Below are 22,076 nucleotides of genomic sequence, written 5' to 3' on the forward strand. Positions count from 1 at the left end.
TAATGCCGATCAAGGTAATGCGAGTGCATTACCTGGTCAATGCAGTTGCATTACCTCATGAGTCATCAGCTGATGAATGGTTGGCATGGTTCATCCAGCCGGCCCGACCAACACTGGCACTGCCACTCGGTCAATCACCTTGGCGCTGATCGACGGATCCAGCAATCGCCCAAGCCGTGACAGATGCCGGTGCCCGATGATGATCAGCTCACACCCCAGCGCTTGCGCCTTGGCGACGATGACGTCCTCCGGCTGCCCGGCAACCATGCAGCCCAGGCTGTCGAAGCCGGCTTCGCGGAAGGTTTGCACGGCGCTGCTCACAGCATGTTCAGCCAGCTGCTGTTCGTCGCAGGCGGCGGGGTATTCCTCCAGCTCTTGCTCGGTGTAGGCCGTGCGCTGTTCGTGCACGGCGAAGGTCGCGTCGATGGCGAGCAGCACGTGCAAGGTGTGCTCGCCCGGGCGGCAGTAACGCTGGGCGAGGGTGAGCAGGCTGGCGGCGGTGGGGGAGGCGTCGATGGCGATCAGGACCGGGTGGGGCATGCGCAATCCTTTGGAAGGTGGGTGGCAGTGCTGGCCTCTTCGCGGGCAAGCCCGCTCCCACAGGTGATGCGCACACTGTGGGAGCGGGCTTGCCCGCGAAGAGGCTCACGCCATTGTCGAGTCATTCACGCCGTCGAATAAATGGCCCCCCACGCACGGCGCCGTTGCGTCTGACGCAATCGGCAACCTGCTACCATCGCGTTTCCCACAGCTGTCACGGACAACAGCCATGCAACTCCCGGACATGAACCTGCTCGTCGCCCTCGATGTGCTGCTCGACGAGGGCAGTGTGGTCGGCGCCGCTCAGCGCATGAACCTGAGCCCGGCCGCCATGAGCCGCACCCTGGGGCGCATTCGCGAGGCGTTGGGCGACCCGATCCTGGTGCGCGCCGGCCGTGGCCTGGTGCCCACGCCCCGGGCGCTGGCCCTGCGCGACCAGGTACACGGGCTGGTGGAGCAGGCCGGGCTGGTGTTCCGCAGCCGCGAGGACGTCGACCTGGCCAACCTCGACCGCGCCTTCAACATCCGCACCAATGACCTGTTCATCGCCCTGTACGGCGCCCAGCTGCTGCGCATGATGCTGGCTCAGGCGCCGCGCACGGTGCTGCGCTTCGTGCCCGAGGGCAGCGGCGATGACGATGCAGTGCTGCGCAACGGGCAGATCGACCTGATCATCAGCTCGGCCGTCGAGCTGGGGCCGGAGATCAAGGTGCAGAGCCTGTTCAACACTTACTTCGTCGGGCTGGCCCGCGACGACCACCCGATCTTCGATGCCCCGATCACCCCCGAGCGGTTCGCCGCCTATCCACAGATCAGTGTGTCCCGGCGTGGCCGGGCCAACGGGCCCATCGATGTGTCGCTGGCCAACTACAAGGTGGAGCGGCGGGTGGCGTTGATCACCACCAGCTTCCATTCGGCGATGTTCTCGTTGCCGGACTCGGACCTGATCCTGCCGATGCCGGCCAATATCCTCAACAGCGTGCAGCGGCTGAAGTTGCCGTTGCGCTCGTTCGAGATTCCGGTGCCGTTGGAGAAGGTCAATGTGATGCAGGCGTGGCACCCACGGTTCGACAATGACCCGGCGCATCGCTGGTTGCGGCGCACGTTGAAGGCGTGCGGGAGCCTGGATCCGTGAAATGATCGCGGGGCAAGCCCGCTCCCACGCATTCACGTGGGAGCGGGCTTGCCTCGCGATCGGTACCGATTGCGTCTGACGCAACATAAACCTGCCAACAAGTCAGTTTTCGTCAGCATTCGACCTTCTTAGACTTCTCCCAGCCCTGAATATGTTGCTGGAGATGTCATTCCATGAGTTCCCTGACCGCGCCTTCTGCCGCGCTGGCCGCCGCTCCCGCGCCGGCCGCCCCTGCGCAGACGGCGTTCGGCCTGCGGGTGGTGATAGGGCTGTTCGGCGTGTTGCTGGCGGTGCTGTGCGCCGGCCTCAACGAGGCGGTGACCAAGATTTCCCTGGGCGACATCCGTGGTGCCATGGGCATCGGTGCCGACGAAGGTGCCTGGCTGCTGGCGGTGTACAGCGCCGCGTCGGTGTCGGCCATGGCCTTCGCACCCTGGCTGGCCACCACCTTCTCGCTGCGCCGCTTCACCATGACGGCCGTCGGCCTGTTCGCCTTGCTCGGCCTGATCCAACCCTTCGCCCCCAACCTGCACAGCCTGATGCTGCTGCGCATTCTGCAAGGCTTCGCCTCGGGGGCCTTGCCACCCATGCTGATGAGCGTGGCCCTGCGCTTCCTGCCGCCGGGTATCAAAATCTACGGTCTGGCCTGCTACGCATTGACCGCAACGTTCGGTCCAAACCTGGGCACGCCGTTGGCGGGCCTGTGGACCGAGTACGTAGGCTGGCAGTGGGCGTTCTGGCAGATCATCCTGCCGTCGCTGTTGGCCATCGCCTGCGTGGGCTGGGGCCTGCCCCAGGACCCGCTGCGCCTGGAGCGCTTCAAGCAGTTCAACTGGCGCGGCGTGCTACTCGGTTTGCCGGCGATCAGTTGCATCGTGCTCGGGCTGTCGCTGGGTGATCGCTGGGGCTGGTTCGACTCGCCGCTGATCTGCTGGCTGCTCGGTGGCGGCCTGCTGTTGCTGGTGCTGTTCCTGTACAACGAATGGTCCGAACCGTTGCCGTTCTTCCAGCTGCGCATGCTGTCGCGGCGCAACCTGAGCTTCGCCCTGCTGACCTTGGCCGGGGTGCTGATCGTGCTCTCCGGCGTGGGCAGCATACCCTCGGCTTACCTGGCACAGATCCAAGGCTATCGCCCGGCGCAAACCAGCCCGCTGATGCTGCTGGTGGCCATGCCCCAGCTGATTGCCCTGCCGTTGACGGCAGCGCTGTGCAATATCCGCGCGGTGGATTGCCGCTGGGTACTGGCGCTCGGGTTGGCGATGCTCGCTGCCTCGTGTGTGGGCAGCAGCCTGTTGACCTCGCAGTGGATCCGCGGCGACTTCTACCCCTTCTACCTGCTGCAGGTGTTCGGCCAGCCGATGGCGGTGCTGCCGCTGCTGATGCTCTCGACCAATGGCATGACCCCACAGGAAGGCCCGTTCGCGTCGAGCTGGTTCAACACGGTCAAGGGGCTGTCGGCGGTGATCGCCGGTGGCCTGCTCGATGCCCTGGGCACCGTGCGCCGGCATTTCCATTCCAACCACCTGGTCGACAGCCTGGGCAATGCGCCGCTGATCGACGACAACACAGCCGGCCTGGCCAAGCGCATCCATGACCAGGCCCTGGTGCTGACCTCGGCCGACCTGTACCTGGTGATGGCGGGCTTCGCCGTCGCCCTGATCTGCCTGATCCCCTTCGTGCCTACCCGGATCTACCCACCGCGTGCGGTGGCCTGAGCCTGTGGATGAATTCGAGAAACTGCAAATGACCAACAACCGTAAAACGCTCTTCATCGGCTCGGCACTGGCCGTCGCCGTGCTGGCCGCCATCGTCGGGCCCTGGATGCTCGGCAGCGATCATCGCCAGAGCACCAACGATGCCTACGTCACTGCCGACTACACCGTGGTCGCACCCAAGGTGGCGGGCTTCATCAAAGAGGTGCTGGTGGAGGACAACCAGCAGGTCACGGCCGGCCAGTTATTGGCGACCATCGACCCGCGTGACTACCAGGCTGCCCTCGACGCCGCCCTGGCCCAGCTGCTGGTGGCCAAAGCCCAGAGTCTGGATGCCCGCGCGACCCTGGAGCGCCAGGCGGCCTTGATTGCCCAGGCCGAAGCGGCGGTGAAAGCGGCACAGGCCGAGGCCGCTTTCGCCGACCATGAAGTGACCCGCTACAGCCGCCTGGCCGAGCAGGGCGCCGGCACCGTGCAGAATGCCCAGCAGGCACGGAGTCGGGTTGACCAGGCCCGGGCGAGGCTGGCCAATGCCCAGGCCGCGTTGGTGGCTACGCGCAAGCAGGTGGACATCCTCAGTGCCCAGGTGGCCAGTGCCGACGGCCAGCTCAAGCGTGCCGAAGCGGGGCTGGAGAAAGCGCAGCTGGACCTTTCCTACACCCGCATTACTGCGCCGGTGGACGGCATGGTCGGCGAACGCGCCCTGCGCGTGGGCGCCTACGTGAATCCAGGGGCGCGGCTGTTGTCGGTGGTGCCCCTGGAGCGCGCCTACATCGTCGGCAACTTCCAGGAAACCCAGCTGACCCACGTGCAGCCGGGCCAGCCGGTGAGCATCAGCGTCGATACCTTCTCGGGCGAAAAACTCCACGGGCATGTCGAGAGCATTGCCCCGGCCACCGGGGTGACCTTCGCTGCGGTCAAGCCGGACAACGCCACCGGCAACTTCACCAAGGTGGTGCAGCGCATTCCGGTGAAGATCGTCTTCGATGACGGCCAGCCATTGCTCGCGCGCCTGCGGGTGGGGATGTCGGTGGAAGCGACCATCGACACCCAGGGTGACAAGCTGGGCGGTAAAGAGGTGACTGCGCGATGAACGATGCGGTTGAACATTTCGAGAGCGCCGGGGCTGCTGCGCAGCCCTTTCGCGGCACAAGGCCGCTCCTACAGGGGATCGCGGTCGCTTGTAGGAGCGGCCTTGTGCCGCGAAAGGGGCGCGCAGCGGCCCCCGTCCTGTTGGCCATGTTGCTGGTCGGCTGTACCCTCGGGCCCGACTTCCAGCGCCCTGCCAGCGAAGCGCCAAAAGACTGGGCTGCGCTGCAGGCCCAGGCTGCCGCGAGCCAACCGGTTGCCGAACCACTGGAACTGCGCTGGTGGGACAGCTTCCACGACCCACGCCTGAGTGCCCTGATCCAGAAGGTCGCCGAGCGCAACCTCGACTTGCAGATGGCCAGCGCGCGTTTGCTGCAAAGCCGTGCCCTGCGCAGCACCGTGGCGGCGGACGAAGCGCCGTCGGTGGACGTGAATGCCGGCTACAGCCGGGCGCGCAACAGCGCCGAAGGCCTGAGCGATCCGTCGGGCAAGGCGGGCAGGTCGGCCTTCAACCTCTGGCAGGGCGACCTGGTCGCCGGTTGGGAGCTGGACCTGTGGGGCCGTGTACGGCGCCAGGTCGAGGCGGCCGACGCCACCGTCGAAGTGGCCGAGAACGACCGCCGTGGCGTGCTGCTGGCGCTGCTGTCGGAGACCGCCGGCAACTACATCCAGCTGCGCGCCGTGCAGCACACCCTGGACGTGACCCAGGACAACCTCAAGGTGGCCCGCCACAGCCTGAAGCTGTCCGAGGACCGCCAGGCCCAAGGCGTCGCCACCCGGCTCGACGTGGCCCAGGCCAGCGCCCAGGTGGCGTCGATCGAGGCCCGGCTACCGACCCTGGAGGCGCGCCGCGATGACTTGATCAACGCCCTCAGCCTGCTCGCCGCCGAACCCCCGCGCAGCCTGCAAAACGAGCTGTTGCAAAGCGGCGAGCTGCCCGAGCCGCAGCAACGCTTTGCCATCGGCGTGCCGTCGGAGCTGGCCGAGCGCCGCCCGGATATCCGCCAGGCCGAAGCCCGGTTGCATGCCGCTACCGCCAGCATCGGCGTGGCCAAGGCCGACTTCTATCCAAGCATTCGGCTGTCGGGCAGTGTGGGTTTCCAGGCCATGCAGCTGTCCGATTTCGGCGGTTGGGATTCACGACGCTTCGCCTTCGGGCCGCAACTGTCGCTGCCGATTTTCGAAGGTGGGCGGCTCAAGGGCACGCTGGAACTGCGTGAAGCCCAGCAGCAGGAAGCGGCGCTGAACTACCACAAGGTGGTGCTCGGTGCCTGGCATGAGATCGACGACGTGCTGCGCCTGTACAACGCCAGCCAGCTGCGCCGCGACCACCTGGCCGAAGCGGTACGGCAGAACCGTATCGCCCTGGAGACCGCGCAGCGCCAGTATGTCGAAGGGGCGGTGGACTTTCTCAATGTGCTGACGGTGCAGGGTGCGCTGCTGGCCAGCGAGGAGCAGTGGATCGACAGTTCGGCGGCGGTGTCGCAGGCGTTGGTGGGGTTGTACAAGGCCCTGGGTGGGGGCTGGCAGGCGTTTGACAACGCCTGACAAGCATCGCGGGGCAAGCCCGCTCCCACGGTTAGCGTGGGAGCGGGCTTGCCCCGCGATGGCCCTAGAGCGGCCGCAATAACCCGAAGCGCTTGCGCAACACCCAATCGAGCAACCGCTGCGGCAACACCCGCGCCATCAACGGCAACGCCGTGCTGCCATTGCCGATACGCACCAACGCCGGCACCGGCGACTTGCGCGTAGCGGCCAGCAACCGCTGGGCAAACACCGCCGCCGAGGTCGGCCGATCCTGCGAAGCCCGTGCCCGGGCCTGTACCTGCTCGCGCAACGGCCACCACGGCGAGTCGCTCGCCAGCACCTGCTCGGCCTGCTGCTGGGCATTGCTGGCGAACTGCGAGGCAATCGCCCCCGGCTGCACTTCCATCACGCGGATACCGAATGGCGCCAACTCCAGGCGCAGGGCATCGGTCAGCCCGTGCACGGCCGCTTTCGAAGCGCAGTAGGCACCGGCGAACGGGGTCACCAGCACGCCCGACACGCTGCCGATATTCACCACCAGCCCTCGCGAGCGACGCAGCAACGGGAACAGCGCACGGGTCACGCCAACCAGGGCGAAGACGTTGGTCTCGAACTGCTGGCGCATCGCTTCGACACCACCATCGAGCAATGGGCCCATGGCGCCGTAACCGGCGTTGTTGATGAGGATATCGAGGCCGCCATGGCGGTCTTGCAGTTCGTCGGCCAGGCGGGTCAAGGCCTCGCCGTCATTCACATCCAGTTGCCGTGCGGCGAAGCCGGCGGCGAGCAGGGTGTCGACATCGTCGAGCTTGCGGGCGGTGGCCCAGACTTCGTGGCCGGCATCGCGAAAGGCGTCGGCCAGGGCGCGGCCGATGCCGCTGGAACAACCGGTGATGAGGACGGTGGGCATGAACGGGGCCTTGTGATCAGAGTGAGGGGGGCTACCCCCCTGTAGGAGCCGGCTCGCCGGCGAATAGGCCGGCACAGACAGCGGAACAATGGACGAATGTACCTTGCACAGGCTTCGCCCGAAACTCCAAAGTCAGCGGCCTGAAACCGTAATGCCGCGTGAAGCACCGGCTTCATCGGGGCCTTGCTGTTGTGTTGGTTCTCAATCGCTCAGAATTTCTCAGGCATAAAGTACGCCAGGAAACGAGATGGCGAGCTATCAGTTCTACCAGTTGAGTAGCACGACCCAACGGGGTAACGTACAGGCAGCCACTGTAAATATCCTAAGTGGAAGTAACATGTCTACGAGGACTAAAAATTAAGCACGCGCCCTGTGGAATGCTTAGTGCTGTTGAGTTTAATAATGCTGAAGCAATCGTTGAGATAGGGAGTGCATGCTCTCTCGAGGGCTGCGCTGACACTCAAGTGCGAGCGGCCGATAACGGTTGCGTGGTGGTATGCGGACGATCTGCCACTGGGGACTTCAGCATTGCCTTGCCGCACAGTGATACTGCCCCTGTCTTCGCGCGGCGCAAGTACGAGCGTGCGAACTAACACTTTTTCCCGTTGTGCAGCCCAATCCGCTGGCATAGCGTTTGGTAGCCAACATTGTCAGGCGAAGTAGCAAAGGTGAGCATTTTTGAGCCCACGCGGCGCGTCATGGGCAGTAGATCCTGCTGCGAATGGCGATCCTATTGACATAGTGCAGGAAACACGCAGATGAAAAATGAAGCCAGCGATTTGGACGCGCAATGTGTAAGGGTGGTTGATCCGCTGAAGGCATCTCTAACCATTGATAAAGAGGTCATTGAGTTTGAGGGTGATCGAGTCCATTTTTCTCCTGGAAGTGGACGTATGATCCTACGTGCGCTTCAGGACGAAGGCGAAGGTGAGGATAGGTCGGCCCTGGTTATCGACATATACCTTCCACGGACGGAGGAGAAAAAAGAGTTTGAAATACGTCTTCCGGAGTTCATGACGGACCCTCAGATCTCAGCCTTGAATGTCAGATCTATACTCTCCAACCATTGGAGCGGATTCGCCAGTAGCGGTGAGGCGTCGGTTCTCTATGTGACGGATACGCAGGTAAGTATTTCATCGGTTGATGCCAGCGGCGTTTTGAATGATGGCAGGCCGTTTAAAGTGATCATCGAGCCCTTTTCGTATTCCCAGGCTGACACGCCAGGCAAACGATAACCGATACACCGATGGCGCCAACGTGCCTCGGTTATTGCAAGGTCAATAGAGGCGAACGGTCAGTTGGCAAACGTCCCTTGCAGATGTTCTGCCCGAAACTCAAGCGTCTGCGGCCGATACCCCGAGCGCAGTGGCGGCAGCGGCAGGCAGTCGCGCCACTCGGCACCGGGCTGCAATTCGCCAGGGCCACGGTAGCGCGGTGCGGCGTAGGTGTTCTCGGCCAGGTTCACGGTATCGCCCGGTGCATAGGCACCCACGCGCCAGCGCAGTTCGCTGAGCGGGGCTTTGTTGCCGTTCTTCATGCGCACCTGTAGCGCGCGGTCGGCGGGGCATTGCTCGGGTGCGTAGCTCAGGCGCAGATCCAGGCGCGCCAGTTGCGAGGCTTCGCGGGTGTCCTGCCACACCACCCACAGCGCCACCAGCCCCAGGCCGCACACGGCCGCCAGGGATATCGGCAATGCCTTGGCCGGGTAGCGCAGCAGCAGGACCAGCCAGGTGAGGACAAGCAGGGCGCCGATGATCATGGGCAGTGCATCTCGACAACAGGGATGGCCTCATCCTAGCGCGATTGCACGGGCGCATCCAAAACCACTTCCGTCTTACCGAAAACTCACGATCAGCAGCCGAACTGTTATTTCTGCCAGTTGTGGAGCGGTGGTAGCAGCCTTAGTGTATTCGCGAGGCCTGCTGTTCATGACCGGATAGTTAAATGATGGAAGGAGGAGACTACTGATGAACAATGCATCGAAGACAGGCAAGAACTCGCACAAGCGAATAGCTGTCAGTGGCGAAGTCACGGCTCAGCTCAAGTTCAGTGGATCTGCGGACAGGGAGTTCAAGACAGAGCTCATAGAGTTTTCGGATCATGACGATGACACGCACGCCAATGTCCATGCGACACACGAGGTGGAAAATCAGAGCCCTCAACATATTGTGATTGGCGTGCCGCGCACCGTTATGAAAGACGAATATGACATTGCCCCGCTGGGTAGTGGTCCCGGCAAGGCATGGGCAGAATTGAAAAGCCGCTATAACGGCAATGCACGCTCAGGCAAGCTGACGAACGTCAAGTGGGATAAAGAGAAGCGTACGCTTTCTGGACGGTTTGCCTTTCAGGGGATGGATGCTTTCGAACGAAATTTTTCCGCAGAGGACGGTGAATTTTCCATCACCTACTGATACCCAGCTCAGGCGAACAGTACGTTCATCCAACGTTGAAGAAAAGTCTTGAATGATAGAGACATGGAGATGCGTCATGAGTGACTACAGTCAGGAAAAATTTGATGCGATGCGGCTGAAAGCAAAACGGGTTGATGGGCAGGCAGTGATGACCATCACGCCGTCTCTAGTCGGCGTAGAGAACTATGTGGCAGATGAAGTGCGGTACTCGCCGGAAGGGCTGACCGATCACTACGTGTTCGCCTATAAAGCAATTTCAGGGCAGGGTGACTACACGAACCTGGGGCTGACATTCTATCTGAATAGCGCGGGTGGTCAGCTTAATGTCAAATCAGGTGTTGTTGTTCTGAATAACCATCTACTGCCGAGTCGACAGGCCAAATTTGAAGTCAAAGTATGGAAACCTGAAGAACATATATCCTTCAGCTTTGAATGGATAACTGAAGGGCCTGAGAAGGATCATGCGGTGACAGAGGGGCTCATCGACATCAAGTTCAGCTAGCTCGGGCATGAGCGCGTTCGCCATCTGGCCACTTTGCGCGTACCCATTCGGGTTCACGCAAAGTGGCCAGAACGGACCGGGGTGCTTACTGCGCGATGGTCTTCACCGAAACCCCACGCTCCACCGGCGTGGAGGTACGCCCATACACATCCTCGAAGCGCTCGATGTCATCCTCGCCCAGGTAGCTCCCGGACTGCACTTCGATGATCTCCAGCGGGATCTTGCCCGGGTTGCGCAGGCGGTGCACCGAGGCGATGGGGATGTAGGTGGACTGGTTCTCGGTCAGCAGGAACACGTTCTCGTCACAGGTTACCTCGGCGGTGCCGGACACCACGATCCAGTGCTCGGCGCGGTGGTGGTGCATCTGCAACGACAGCGCGGCACCCGGCTTGACGGTGATGTGCTTGACCTGGAAGCGCCCGCCCATGTCCACCGAGTCGTACGAGCCCCACGGGCGGTACACCTCCAGGTGGTTCTGGGTCTCGGTCCGGCCCTGGGCATCGAGGGTATTGACCAGTTGCTTGACGCCTTGGACCTTGTCCTTGTGGGCGATCATCATGGCGTCCTTGGTCTCCACCACCACGATGTTCTCCAGGCCGATCACCGACACCAGCTTGCCGTTGCCGTGGATCATGCAGTTGTGGCTGTCCTGCACCACCACGTCGCCCTTGGTGACGTTGCCGTTGTCGTCTTTCTCGTGCACGTCCCACAGCGACGACCAGCAGCCCACGTCGCTCCAGCCGGCCGACAGCGGCACCACGCAGGCGCGCTGGGTCTTTTCCATCACCGCGTAGTCGATGGAGTTGTCCGGGCAGCAGGCGAAGGTGGCTTCGTCGATGCTCAGCACATCGGCCTCTTCGTCGCTGCGCTCCAGGGCCAGCAGGCAGGTGTCGTAGATGTCGGCATCGTGGCGCTTGAGCTCTTCGAGGAAGCGGCTGGCGCGGAACAGGAACATACCGCTGTTCCAGAAGTAGCCACCGGCGCGGACGAACTCGTTGGCGCGTTTCTCGTCGGGCTTTTCGACGAACTGCGCGACCCGCGCCACACCCTCGGGCAGCAGCGCGTCCTGGCTTGAGCGGATATAGCCGTAGCCGGTCTCGGGCTTGGTCGCCGGTACGCCGAACAGCACCATCTCGCCACGTTCGGCAGCCACGGTGGCCAGGGCCAGGGCGCGTTGCAGGGCCTTCTGGTCCTCGATCACGTGGTCGGCCGGCAGCACCAGCATCAGCTCGTCACGGCCTTCGTTGACCAGCTTCATGGCGGTCATTGCCACGGCCGGCGCGGTGTTGCGGCCGAAGGGTTCCATGAGGATGGCCTGGGTCTCCAGCTTCAGCGCACCCAGCTGCTCCTGGACGATGAACTTGTGGTCCTTGTTGCAGACCACGATGGGGCTGTCCATGCCGTCGAACACCAGGCGCTGGATGGTCTGCTGGAACAGCGTGTGCTCGCCGGTCAGGGCCAGGAACTGCTTGGGGAACTGCTTGCGCGACAAAGGCCACAGACGCGAACCGCTACCACCAGAAAGAATTACCGGGATCATCATGTTTCTCCAATAGTCGTTTAGAGGCAGGGGGATCAGTTGCTAGCCACGGGGCGAGTTACCCACACCGGCGACAGGCTGTTGCCGGAACCGGTGACGTACAGCACGGCCGCTTCGCCGCGCTCCAGGGCGACGGGTTTGACGTCGCCGACTTTCTTGTCGCCTGCATACAGCGCGAGGTTGACCTTGACCGGGTTGATCTCGCGCTCGCCACGGCCCTTGGCCGCCACCGGCTTGACCACTTCGGTCTTGCCGTCGGCGGTTTTCAGGGTCAGTTGCTGGTCGCTGAGGTTCTGCACGCGGACCAGGGCTTTCTGCTTGTTCTTGAACGGCGGTTCTTCGATCAGTTGCGGGTTGCCGCCTGCGTTGTTGACCAGGGTGTAGTACTTGTCGGCGGCCAGCTTGACCGGGACGTTCTTGCCACCGACCTGGGCGGTGTAGTCACCGCCGGGCAGGAAGCTGAAGTCGCTGCTGGCCTGGGCGCCGACCTGCTTGATCTGGGTGTTGCCCACGCTCGCGGCAGTGGGGCTGCTTGCGGCGTTGTACAAACGTACGAAGGTCGAGCCCTTCGGCGCGCTCGGCCCGTACAGGGCAGCGTCGGCACCGGCGAAGGCCTGCATCGAGGCCACGGTCAGGCCGGCAGCGAGGGTGAGGGCTTTGGCAATGGAAGTCTTGGTGGTCATGTGCGTGTTCCTCTCTATCTTCAGTGGTCCGTCCGGTTGGACGACAGGGCCAGGTTTTCTTCGGATTTGCGGGTGTTCTTCAGCTGCGCGATCCACTGTGGGTCGAAGCCGCTGAGGTCGTTTTTCATGGGTAGATAGCGTTCGGGGAATTCCCACACCACGACCTGTGGCGGGGCGTTCTTGAAGGCGTCGCTTTGCAGGTACTTGAGCATCGGCAGCAGCGGGCCATGGCCGTCTTCTGCGTAGTTGGCGACATCGCTGCGCAGGGCCTGCTGCAGGGCGCCGAGGAAGTTCCAGTGCGGGTTGGCGCTGTAGCTGGTACCCACCAGTGCCACCGGGATGCTGCTGTCGGCGAACAGTGCGTCGCCGGCTTCGCCCTCGGCCTGCACCGGATGGGTCTTGCGTTGCTGCAGGGTGTCCGGGGTGGGCAGCAGGTTGCTGAACAGCGGGTCCAGCGGCAGGAAGTTGGTCAAATCACCCTTGTATGGCGCGCTGGCGCCGGCCTCGGTGATGTACGCCTGGGGCTCGCCGGTGAGCAGGCCTTGGCGGTTGACGGCTTCGGCCAGGGACTGCGCGACCACCTCGGCGCCCATCGGCGTCCAGTGGGTGTCGGTGCGCAGGAACACCTGGCCGCGGGCCTTGGCCTGCTCCAGCGGCGCCAACAGGTCGGGGGCGAACACATTGGCCTGGCGCACCTGGGCGTGGAACTGGTTGAACAGCTCGTCGTGCAGGCTGGCCGGCGCCTCTTTGCCGATGTATTCGGAATACAGGCGGGCCTTGGCCGGGACGATCGCCAGCACCAGTTGCACGCCTTGGCGCTGCAAGGTGTCGCGGATGCCGCGCACCAGCGCCAGGTTGTCCTGCATCTGCTGCTGCGCGCCGACGGTGGGGTTGAACTCCTCGTCGCTGAACAGCCACTGGTCGCGGCCCAGCACCACGCCGGGGCGGCCTTCGTTGAACAGCTTGAAGTCCAGCGCGGCCCACAGGTTGGTGCCCAGGCGCTTGATCGGGAACTGCTCGTCGTAGTGGGTTTCGGCGGCCTTGGCCAGCTTGCCGTCGAGCAGGCTCATCTGCCCGGTGCGGGTGAAGCTGTCCAGCCCGCCGACCGACCAGGCGCCCAGCCCGACCAGCAGGCCCATGAACGACAGGGAATAGGTGATGCGAAGTGTCCGGTTCATGTGTCGGGCCTCAGAACTGGAAGTACAGGAACGGTGAGTAGCTCTGCGCCGAGAGCTTGAGCACCGAGGCGATGAACAGCAGCAGTACCAGTGCGCGGGTCATGATCCGCGCCCAGTCCAGGCCCACCGAACCGTCGGCGTTGACGTGCACCGGGGTGGCGATGGGCGTGGGCTTGGCATTGCGGTAGAAGTCGCGCAGGCCGAAGAACGCCAGGCTCAGGTAGGCCACGATCAAGGTCGCCACTTGCAGGCCGGTGAGCTGGGCGCGGTTGAGTTCCGACAGCTGCCATTCGCCGAAGCTGAACATGGCGCCGTACATGCGGGCGGCCACGTGCAGGTTCTCGGCGCGGAAGATCACCCAGCCGACCACCACCAGCAGGAAGGTGAAGGCCCATTTCACCGGGTTGAAGCGCTGCGGGTTGGTGTCCAGGCCCAGTGCGCGTTCGATCGCCAGCCACAGGCCGTGCCAGGCGCCCCAGATGATGTAGGTGAAGTTGGCGCCGTGCCACAGCCCGCCCAGCAGCATGGTCAGGAACAGGTTGCGGTAGGTGGCGAAGGTGCCTTTGCGGTTGCCGCCCAGGGTGATGTACAGGTAGTCGCGCAGCCAGGTCGACAGGCTGATGTGCCAGCGCCGCCAGAACTCGGTGATCGACTGGCTGATGTACGGCTGCTTGAAGTTCTCCATGAAACGGAAGCCCATCATCAGACCCAGGCCGATGGCCATGTCGCTGTAGCCGGAAAAATCGAAGTACAGCTGCGCGGTGTAGGCCAGGGCGCCGAGCCAGGCATCACCGGTGGTGGGGTTCTGCAGGGCGAAGCAGTGGTCGGCGACCACCGCCAGGGTGTCGGCGATGAACACCTTCTTGATGAAACCCTGCATGAAGCGGGTGCAGCCTTCGGAGAACTTGTCCAGGGTGTGGGTGCGGTTGTTGAACTGGTCGACCAGGTCCTTGAAGCGCAGCACGGGGCCGGCGATCAGGTGCGGGAAGATCGCCACGAACGCCGCGAAGTCGATCAGGTTGCGGGTGGCCGGGGTGTCGCCGCGGTACACGTCGATGATGTAGCTGATCGACTCGAAGATGTAGAACGAGATGCCGATCGGCAGTAGCACGTGGGTGAGGATGAACGGCTCCAGGCCCATCGAGGTCATGATCGCGTTGAGGCTGTCCACCCCGAAATTGGCGTACTTGAAGTAGCCGAGGATGCACAGGTCGACCCCCACGCCGAGCAGCAGCCAGCGCTGCGCGGGTTTGGTGCGCACGCCGGCGGCGCCCACCTTCAGGCCGATCCAGTAGTTCCACAGGGTCACCCCGGCGAACAGGGCGAGGAAGTCCACCCGCCACCAGGCGTAGAAGATGTAGCTGGCAACCAGCAGCAGCAGGTTGCGATAGCGGTTCCCGCTTATGTAGTACAAGCCGAGGAAAACCGGCAGGAACAGGAACAGGAACACATTGGACGAGAAGACCATCCCGGTTCTCCTAGTTATGCACAGCACCTGGGGCACAGCGCCCCCCAAACCCCCCACAAAAAAGTGGAAGGTCACCTAGTCATCGATGGCCATGCGATCCCGGTGGGAGCGGGCTTGCCCGCGAAGGCGTCAGCCGCAGCAGCAGCGTTGCCAGATCGATCGCATTCGCGGGCAAGCCCGCTCCCACAGGGTTCTTCGGGTCATCGGGTCTTGCGTTACTTCTTTTTCTGTTCCGCGCTCGGGTCGTAGACCCGGGTTACATCACCCCCCAGCCGGAAGCTGTTGAACGGCTGCATGCCGTGCTTGCGCTTGAGGGTGTCGCCGACGCACTGGTACAGCGCGCACCACGGCTCGAGCCAGGCGTACTTGCTGTCCACCTTCAGGTCCTTGAGGTCCTGCTGCTTGCCGGCGCGGGCGCTGAACTGGCGGGGGTCGCGGGCCCCGGCCAGCACGCCTTCACCCAGGCGTTGCAGGGCGAAGTTGTTTTCCTTGCGCAGGTCCACGCCGTTGGCCTGGGCGAAGCTGGCGATCATCGCCAGCGGTGGCAGGGCGTAGTTGTGGTAGGCCAGGGCGCGCTGCTTGCGTTTGAGCTCGTTGGGCAGGAAGCCCTGCTCGTCCACCTGGTTGGCGCCGACCTTGTATTCCTTCACCGCCCAATCGAACAGGTCGCGGCGGTCGGTGGCCACGGCGGTGGCCATCACCGACCAGGCCGCCCAGTAGCTGTGGTTGTTGATCTTCTCCAGCGGCAGGTCGCTCCAGTCGCGCACGGTCTGTTCGGCCAGGCGGGCAAACCATTTTTCGATCTGCTCGGCCTCGGCCTGGTGCGCGGCCAGCGGCTGCGAGTTGGAGAACTTCAGGCGCAGCCACGAACCGCTCATGCTGCCCAGCGCCCATTTGCGCATGGACTTGCCGGTGTGGTTGTAGTCCTTGGACATCAGCGCATCGGCGCGGGCCCAACTGTCGAGCCAGGTCAGCGCGCAGTCGAGCTGCGCCGGGCGGCCGTCGCGCATGTACTGGCCGATCATCTTGCTGACGCCTTTTTCGAGGGTGGTGATGTCCTCGGTGGACTTGCGGAAGGCTTTTTCCGAGGCGACGTTGAGCGTCGCCCGGGCGTTGTCCGAGCCTTCGTACTTGCTGCGGAACTGCAGGGCGCCGGTGTAGGGCTTCGGTGCGCGTTCGCAGCGGAAGTTGCCGTCGCTGGTCTTGAGCTTCTCGATGCCCTCGTAGTAACCCTGGGGCGGCACCAGGGCGGCCTGCGCGGCGCCGCCGAACAGGGCGAGGGCGAGCAGGGCGGGTGCGGTCTTGCGGCTGATCGGGGTCATGGTTCGCCTCACTGGCCAGCCTGCGCGGTGTGCTGCGCAGGGCTGGCGAAGTTGTTGCGTTTGCAGAGTTTGGCTTCGACTTTCTGGGTGCCGCTTTCCGGCCCCTGGACCTCCAGGGCGAGCAGGTTCTGGCTGGCCCAGTCTTCGTCCTCGCGCATCTGGAAGACGAAGCGGCCATCGGTGTCGGAGGTCTCGGGCTTCTCGATCTTGATGTCCTCGTGGCGGCCGTTGAGGTACCACAGGGTGGCCTGCAAAACTTTCACCGAGGTGTCTTCGAAGCGGATGTCGAGCTGGTGGTTGCGGTTGATCAGGTCCTTGATCACGCCGTTCTTGCCATTGACCATCAGCTCGTTCTTGCCGGGCTTGAGGGTGGCGCTGGCGCTCATCTGCGCAGGGCGGTCGTCGCAGCCGTCGTCGAGCAGGCCGAGGATCTGCCGCCAGATGGTTTCCTGGTCCAGGCGGTACAGCGGCGAGAACTCCCAGACCAGGATCTTCGGCGGATTCTTCTGGAATTCTTCGCTGCCCAGGTACTGGATCATCGAGCCCTCCAGGCCGCCGCCGGGGAAGGCGACGTTGAGCACGTCGGCGCCGATGTACTGCTCCAGGAAGCCCGAGAAGTTGTAGTTCTTGCCGCTGTGGCTGGTGCCCACCAGGGTGATCTGCGCGTTGCCCGAGTCGCCGAACAGGTCGTCGCCACCGCTGGCGCCGCCTTTCGGTTCGGTGGCGAACTGGTCCATGTACTGCACCGCGTAGCTGGTGCCGCACAGCTGGCCGGCGACGTTGTGCAGGGTGCCGGTCTTGCCCATGCGCCCGGACTTCTTGGTCTCGAACTCTTTGCGCGGGATGCCTTCGAAAGCCGGCATCTTGTGCACGGTGTCGGCCACGATCTTCGCCGCGCGCTCGGCACCATACGGCGTCCAGTGCTGGTCGCCGCGGAAGTAGAAGTCCTTGCCCTGGTCGGCGGCGGCCAGTTGCTCGTTGGTCAGCGGCGACAGGTCAGGCACGTTGTAGCCCATCTTGCTAAAGCGGGCGAGCATGGCCTGGTAGTTGTGCAGCGCCTTCTGATAATTGAACGCGGCCTTCTCTTCGGGCTTGAGCATGTTGCGGTTCACCAGGCCACGGGTGGGCTGGTACACCACCACCAGCTCGACGCCGCGTTTCTTGAACGCATCGTGCACCTGTTGCAGGCGCTTGTAGCCGCCGGCGGTGGTGTCGAACTCGGTGCGCAGGTCTTCACGGGTACGGAACAGCCAGTCGCCCTGGGCTTGCACCAGGGTGGTGAAGTTCTGCTGGTAGCGCGTGGTGTAGCGGCGGGCGTCGTGGGCCTCGGGGCACAGCTGGCAGCAGGGTTCGGCGCTGAAGGTCGGCGCCTTGACGTCCTCGGCGCGCACGCCCTGGCTGATGGCCAGGAGGGCGGCGGACAGGCCCAGCAGTTTGATCAGGTGTGGGGTCATGGTCTGGGCTTCCTTAATCGATCATTTCGGTCTGGCGTTCGACCGGGTCGATCAGCACGGCCTTCTGCTGGCGCACCAGCAGGTCGAGGATTTCGTCCTGGCGCTCGCCAAGCACGCCGTTGAAGCTGATGCCGTTGGCCTTGCGCGGCATCAGCATCGACACCTTGTACAGCTCCACCGACAGCGGCGAGTCGATCGACAAGGGGCCGGAGCCGTTGGCCGCCAGCTCGCCGCCCACCACGATCAGCGACACCTTGGTGTCGAAGGGGTCGAGGGCGATGTCGCGGTCGGTGTCGGAGAGATCCTTGATGTGCCCGTACACCCCCACCAGGCCGTTGGCCATGGCGATGTTTTCGTACAGGCGGATGTTCACGCTGTTGCGCACGCGGATGCCGTGGCGGCGGTTGTTGATCAGCTTGTTGCCCCAGATCAGGTTGTCGCCGCTCTCGTACAAGGTGATGCCGTCGGTGTGGTTGCGGTAGATCTCGTTGTAGGCGATCAGGTTGTTGACGCTGTTGCGGTCGATCACCACGCCCGAGAGCTTGTTGTCGTAGCTCTTGTTGTTGATGATCCAGCTGTCGTTGACCTCGCGCGAAACGATGATCCCGTGCTTCTTCTTGGTCCCATACACCGTGTTGCCGGCGATGATCAGCCGGTGCGAGCGGTCGTGGGGGTCGATGCCGTAGACGATGTTGTCGCGGTAGGTGCTGTCCTTGACCACGAAGTCGCTGGTCTCATAGCAGTAGAAGCCGTACCACATGTCGCTGAACTCGGAGCCCAGGATCCAGCCGGTAGGTTCCGGGCGGCCCATCTGCTTGGCCATGTTCGGCGTGTACTGCGAAATGCTCACACCGTACGACTTGGACTTGGCGTAGCCGAAGCTGGCCATCTTGCTGTTGACGATGTAGGTCTCGGTGCCGCCCCAGCTGAGCAGGAACGGGCGGAAGTCGTCGGGCTTTCTGAAGGTGGCCGGGCCGTTGGCCTGTTCACGCCAGCCGGTGACTTTGGTGTCGCTGACGAACAGCTTGCCGTCGTTGACGATGAACGATCCGCCTTCTTCGGACAGGCGCAGTTCCTTCACCTTGCCGTCGATTTCCAGCACGCCCTTGCGCCCGACCACGATCGGCAGGCGCGCCAGGTACACGCCCGGCGCGGTTTCGCGCAGGTACTGGTTGGGGACCTTCTTGCTCAGTTCCACCAGGTCGACATGGCCGTCATCGACGAAGATCGCCTGGGGGATGCCGTGCTGGCGGCGCACCCATTCGGCGCCTTTGTTGTCGCCGCCGATGAACTCCTTGAGGGTGTCTTCTTGCAGCATGCGGCGCACGCTGACCTTGCCCTTGTGCGTGCGGTCGATTTTCTGCTGCACGGCGGCGGCGGTGTAGCCGGACAGGTCGGGCAGCTTGGGCGGGTCCATCAGCAGCGGCTCGATGGGCGCGCTGGCAACGGTGTAGGTCTTGGCCTGTTGCAGCCCCTTGGCCATTTCCGGCTCGGCGGCCTGGGCGATGCCCGCGGCCAGCAGCAGGGCGCTGGCGAGCAGGCTGTGGCGAAGGTTCGGGTGCAGGTTCATAAGGGTCCTCTCCCGGCCTCAGAAGCGCCAGATCACGTCGACGAAGGCGCGGTGCATGTACGAGTCGGCCTCTTTGCCGTAGGCGTCGCCCGGCTTGAACACACCGGCGCGCAGGCGCACCAGGGCGGACGGCTCGTCGATCGACTGGCTGAGCGAGGCCGGCAGCAGGCCTTGCTTGAAGTACTTGGTGACGACCACGTCCATTTCCTGGCCCAGGTCTTTCTCGCCCTGCACCAATGGGCGGCTGATACCGCCGTCGTCGACCACCGCGTTGATGCCGCTGGAGCCGATGTTCTGCTTGCCGTCGACGCGCCAGAACTTGTGGTAGATCAGGCTGGCGTCATAGTCGTCGCGCAGCTGCCAGGAGGTGAACAGGGTCGCCGCCTGCAAGTTGCCCAGTTCGCCGCGGAAGGCTTCGCCGAAGCGGTGCACGCGCGAGCGGGTGCCGGTGAAGTTGGAGCGGTTGCTCTCAAGGCCGGTCTGCTCGAAGTTGTTCGAGCCGTCGCTGCCGCCACCGCCGCTGCCCCGGGCGTAGGCCGCGCCAACCTGCCAGTTGGGGTCCAGGCGCAGGCGGATGCCGAGGTCGGTGGCCCAGGCATTGACGTCACCGCTCTGCTTGCCGGTGGCGACCTGCTCGTTGCCCACTGCCTGGCTGCTGAGGGTGTCGCGCTCGCCAGTCAGCCAGGTGACGCTGCCCCAGTAGTTGACGGTGTGGTCGTTGCGCCAGTTGTAGGCGTCGCTGTTGGCCTCCAGGCCCAGCCAGGTGAGGTCGCCGGTGCGGGTCTTGTCGAGGGCGTCGACGGTTTCGCCGGGGCTTTTCAGGCTGCCGCTGTCGTGGGTGTGGTGAGCGCGTACACCGACCCAGTGGCCAGGGGTCCACTGCGTGGCGATGTTGCCGTACAGGTGGGTGCGGTCCTTGTCTTCCGGGGCCAGCTCGGTGAGGTCGGTGCGGTACTCGCTGAAGCGCTGGGCCACGCCCAGGTCGGCCTTGAGCAGGGTGGTGTCGAAGGTCCAGTTCAGCGCCTCGATATTGGTGTCGCGCCACATGCCGTCGTCGCTGCGCAGGCGTTGGCGGCCCAGGCGCAATTGCTCGCCGGGGTAGGCGGTGAGGCCGCTGTAGCCGACCCAGAACTCGCGCATGGCCAGGTAGCTTTTATCCGGCTTGCGGCTGTCGTCGCCGTCGTCGCTGGTGGTGCCGTCGTCGTTCTGGCGCAGGGTGTCGGTTTCGATGATGTCGGTGGCGGCCACTGCCTGGCCCATGGCGAAGGCGCTCCAGTTGCCGCGCTCACCGTACACCCAGGGGCGCAGGTCCAGGCCCACGCCGTTGACGTCGCCGCCGGAGCGGGTGCCCAGGTCGCGGTCGTCCTCGGACTGACCGGTGATCTTCACGTCCAGGCCGAAGTTCTTCTGCGCGGTTTCCTGCGCCAGGGTCGGCATGGACCAGAGCAAGGCGAAGCTCAGGCCGATGCCGGCTTTCACGAAGGGGTTGAGCGTCATAGCGAATCCTCGGCGTCTACGGCGTGTTCGTCGTCTTGCAGGGCCTCGATGGCCAGGGTGCTGTTGCCGGCCTGGAACAGGCGGGTGCGCGCCCGTTGTTCCTGCGCCAGCAGTTGCTGGGCCTGGCTGCGCTGCTCGGGCGTTAGCTGCTGGTCGAGCTGTTGCGCAAGTTCGGTCGACTGGGGCGTCGGGTTGGCCTGGGAGAGCTGGGCGAAGACCCAGGCGTTGGTCGGGGTCGGGCGAATGCCATGGCCTTCGCTGAACAGTTGGGCGAGGGCGTAGTCAGCGCTGTTCTGCCCGCCACGGGCAGCGGCGAGCAGGTGGTCGACTGCTTTCTGTGGCTCGACGTCGCCGAGGTAGCCACGGCGATAGAGCTGGCCCAGGTAGTAGTCGGCGCTGACCTCGCCGGCGTCGGCGGCGGCTTGCAGGTGCTGCTCGGCCTTCTGTGCGTCGGCGGGTACGGTCTTGCCTTCGTAGTAGAGGCGGCCCAGCAGCAGTTCGGCGCGGGGCTGTTGGGCCTTGCGGCCTTTGTCGATGTAGCCCATCAGCTGATCGGTGTCGCCCAGTTCGGGGAAGTCGTAGAGCAGCTGCGCCAGGCTCACCCACGAGGCCGGGTTGGCCGGGGCGACCTGTTCGAGCAGGTCCTTGGCGGTCTTCTCGTCGGTCTGCCCCAGGCTGCGGTCGGCCAATACGCGGGCGACGCTGTCGACCCGGGTGGCCGACACCGCGCCACGGGCGTAGGCGGCCTTGAGCTGGCCGAGCAGGGCGGCCTGCTGGTCGGGCTGGGCGCGTTTCTGGTAGACCGTGGCCAGCTCGACGTAGCAGATGTCGGTGGTGGCCAATGCGGCCTTGCAGATTTTTTCCACCTCGCCCAGGTGCTGGTCGTAGCTGCCCTGGGTGCGGTACAGCAGCACCTGGGCCAGGCCCGCCTCTGGGTTGCCGGCGGCGCGCCACTGGTCGATCTGTTGCTGGGCGTTGATGGTGGGGAAGCTCTGCGGGTATTGCAGGTAGAGCATCGCCAGCGGGATCAGGGTGTTGCCTTCGCCTTGTTGCGCCGCCTGCTTGAGAAGGCGCTCGGCTTCTTCACGCTCGGCCTGGCTGCTGTCGGGCTTGGCCACCAGCAGGCGGCCAAGGCGGGCCTGGGCGCGGGGCGAAGTGGCGGCGGCGGCGCGGTAAGTGGCCTCGGCCTGCTTGAGCTTGGCCGGCTCGCGGGTGGCGACCTGGATATCGGCCAGGCCCACTTGCGCATCGCTGTAGCCCAGGTCGGCCAGGGCCTTGTAGTTGCGCTCGGCGGTGGCGGTGTCGCCGCGCTTGAGCGCTTCGTTGGCCAGGCGCTGGTCGGGCAGGCCGGTACAGCCGGCCAGGGTGATGGCCAGGGCCAGGGCACATAGCCCGAGGCTGATGAAATCACTGTGGGAGCCGGCTTGCCGGCGATTGGCCAGTGCAGGCGCTACATCCGTAGGGCGAGTGCTGCGCACTCGATCGCCGGCAAGCCGGCTCCCACACATTGGGCGGTGTCCGCTGGTCATTATCCG

Annotated in this window: 19 protein-coding genes; 7 read left to right on the forward strand and 12 right to left on the reverse strand. The window is 64.3% G+C overall.

The window, feature by feature from the left end:
- Positions 1-90: 90 nt before the first annotated feature.
- A complete protein-coding gene (locus IX761_RS08530; RefSeq protein WP_194789160.1) occupies positions 91-540 on the reverse strand; it encodes a universal stress protein in 450 nt (149 codons plus the stop codon).
- Positions 541-769: 229 nt separating this feature from the next.
- On the opposite strand from IX761_RS08530, the gene IX761_RS08535 reads away from it, so the two are divergent.
- The 4 genes from IX761_RS08535 (at position 770) to IX761_RS08550 (ending at position 6,024) form a co-directional block, all read left to right on the forward strand.
- Entirely contained in the window at positions 770-1,675 is a 906-nt protein-coding gene (locus IX761_RS08535) for a LysR family transcriptional regulator (RefSeq protein ID WP_194789161.1), read from the forward strand.
- 173 nt (positions 1,676-1,848) lie between these two features.
- Positions 1,849-3,390, forward strand: coding sequence for an MFS transporter (locus IX761_RS08540; protein WP_194789162.1), 1,542 nt, complete (start codon positions 1,849-1,851; stop codon positions 3,388-3,390).
- A gap of 28 nt (positions 3,391-3,418) precedes the next feature.
- Entirely contained in the window at positions 3,419-4,480 is a 1,062-nt protein-coding gene (locus IX761_RS08545) for an HlyD family secretion protein (protein WP_194789163.1), read from the forward strand.
- Between the two features lie 146 nt (positions 4,481-4,626).
- Complete coding sequence (locus IX761_RS08550) at positions 4,627-6,024, forward strand: efflux transporter outer membrane subunit (protein WP_194789261.1); 1,398 nt, start codon at positions 4,627-4,629, stop codon at positions 6,022-6,024.
- Positions 6,025-6,088: 64 nt separating this feature from the next.
- Here IX761_RS08550 and IX761_RS08555 read toward each other — a convergent pair whose 3' ends face one another.
- Positions 6,089-6,913: an SDR family oxidoreductase gene (locus IX761_RS08555; protein ID WP_194789164.1), complete on the reverse strand. Its 825-nt coding sequence runs from the start codon at positions 6,911-6,913 to the stop codon at positions 6,089-6,091.
- A 758-nt stretch (positions 6,914-7,671) separates the two neighbouring features.
- Here IX761_RS08555 and IX761_RS08560 point away from each other — a divergent pair.
- On the forward strand, positions 7,672-8,148 hold the full coding sequence (locus IX761_RS08560) for a hypothetical protein (RefSeq protein ID WP_194789165.1): 477 nt from the start codon (positions 7,672-7,674) through the stop codon (positions 8,146-8,148).
- 59 nt (positions 8,149-8,207) lie between these two features.
- Here the strand turns inward: IX761_RS08560 and IX761_RS08565 are convergent, their stop codons facing one another.
- Positions 8,208-8,672 (reverse strand): multidrug transporter, encoded by a 465-nt coding sequence (locus tag IX761_RS08565; protein ID WP_194789166.1) that lies wholly within the window; start codon positions 8,670-8,672, stop codon positions 8,208-8,210.
- A 208-nt stretch (positions 8,673-8,880) separates the two neighbouring features.
- Between IX761_RS08565 and IX761_RS08570 the strand changes: the two genes are divergently transcribed.
- Together IX761_RS08570 and IX761_RS08575 are read left to right on the forward strand one after the other, a co-directional pair.
- On the forward strand, positions 8,881-9,327 hold the full coding sequence (locus IX761_RS08570) for a hypothetical protein (RefSeq protein WP_194789167.1): 447 nt from the start codon (positions 8,881-8,883) through the stop codon (positions 9,325-9,327).
- Between the two features lie 76 nt (positions 9,328-9,403).
- Positions 9,404-9,829, forward strand: coding sequence for a hypothetical protein (locus tag IX761_RS08575; protein WP_194789168.1), 426 nt, complete (start codon positions 9,404-9,406; stop codon positions 9,827-9,829).
- 85 nt (positions 9,830-9,914) lie between these two features.
- On the opposite strand, the gene IX761_RS08580 is transcribed toward IX761_RS08575, so the two are convergent.
- The 9 genes from IX761_RS08580 to algK form a co-directional block, all read right to left on the reverse strand.
- Positions 9,915-11,369 carry a mannose-1-phosphate guanylyltransferase/mannose-6-phosphate isomerase gene (locus IX761_RS08580; protein WP_194789262.1) on the reverse strand — a complete coding sequence of 485 codons (1,455 nt, stop codon included), beginning with the start codon at positions 11,367-11,369 and terminating at the stop codon, positions 9,915-9,917.
- Between the two features lie 35 nt (positions 11,370-11,404).
- Entirely contained in the window at positions 11,405-12,052 is a 648-nt protein-coding gene (locus IX761_RS08585; RefSeq protein ID WP_194789169.1) for an alginate O-acetyltransferase AlgF, read from the reverse strand.
- Between the two features lie 20 nt (positions 12,053-12,072).
- Positions 12,073-13,230 carry an alginate O-acetyltransferase gene (locus IX761_RS08590; RefSeq protein ID WP_194789170.1) on the reverse strand — a complete coding sequence of 386 codons (1,158 nt, stop codon included), beginning with the start codon at positions 13,228-13,230 and terminating at the stop codon, positions 12,073-12,075.
- A 10-nt stretch (positions 13,231-13,240) separates the two neighbouring features.
- Positions 13,241-14,698 (reverse strand): MBOAT family O-acyltransferase, encoded by a 1,458-nt coding sequence (locus tag IX761_RS08595; protein WP_194789171.1) that lies wholly within the window; start codon positions 14,696-14,698, stop codon positions 13,241-13,243.
- A gap of 215 nt (positions 14,699-14,913) precedes the next feature.
- A complete protein-coding gene (locus tag IX761_RS08600) occupies positions 14,914-16,020 on the reverse strand; it encodes a mannuronate-specific alginate lyase (protein WP_194789172.1) in 1,107 nt (368 codons plus the stop codon).
- A gap of 8 nt (positions 16,021-16,028) precedes the next feature.
- Complete coding sequence (locus IX761_RS08605) at positions 16,029-17,474, reverse strand: alginate O-acetyltransferase (protein WP_194789173.1); 1,446 nt, start codon at positions 17,472-17,474, stop codon at positions 16,029-16,031.
- A gap of 13 nt (positions 17,475-17,487) precedes the next feature.
- Positions 17,488-19,044 (reverse strand): mannuronan 5-epimerase AlgG, encoded by a 1,557-nt coding sequence (algG, locus tag IX761_RS08610; RefSeq protein WP_194789174.1) that lies wholly within the window; start codon positions 19,042-19,044, stop codon positions 17,488-17,490.
- A gap of 18 nt (positions 19,045-19,062) precedes the next feature.
- Positions 19,063-20,541: an alginate export family protein gene (locus tag IX761_RS08615; RefSeq protein ID WP_194789175.1), complete on the reverse strand. Its 1,479-nt coding sequence runs from the start codon at positions 20,539-20,541 to the stop codon at positions 19,063-19,065.
- Positions 20,538-22,070: an alginate biosynthesis TPR repeat lipoprotein AlgK gene (gene algK / locus IX761_RS08620; RefSeq protein WP_228533367.1), complete on the reverse strand. Its 1,533-nt coding sequence runs from the start codon at positions 22,068-22,070 to the stop codon at positions 20,538-20,540. The genes IX761_RS08615 and algK overlap by 4 nt, the downstream gene beginning before the upstream one ends.
- Positions 22,071-22,076: the final 6 nt, after the last annotated feature.

Origin of the sequence: Pseudomonas sp. UFMG81, assembly GCF_015354575.1 — a bacterium.
Classification (GTDB): Bacteria; Pseudomonadota; Gammaproteobacteria; order Pseudomonadales; family Pseudomonadaceae; genus Aquipseudomonas.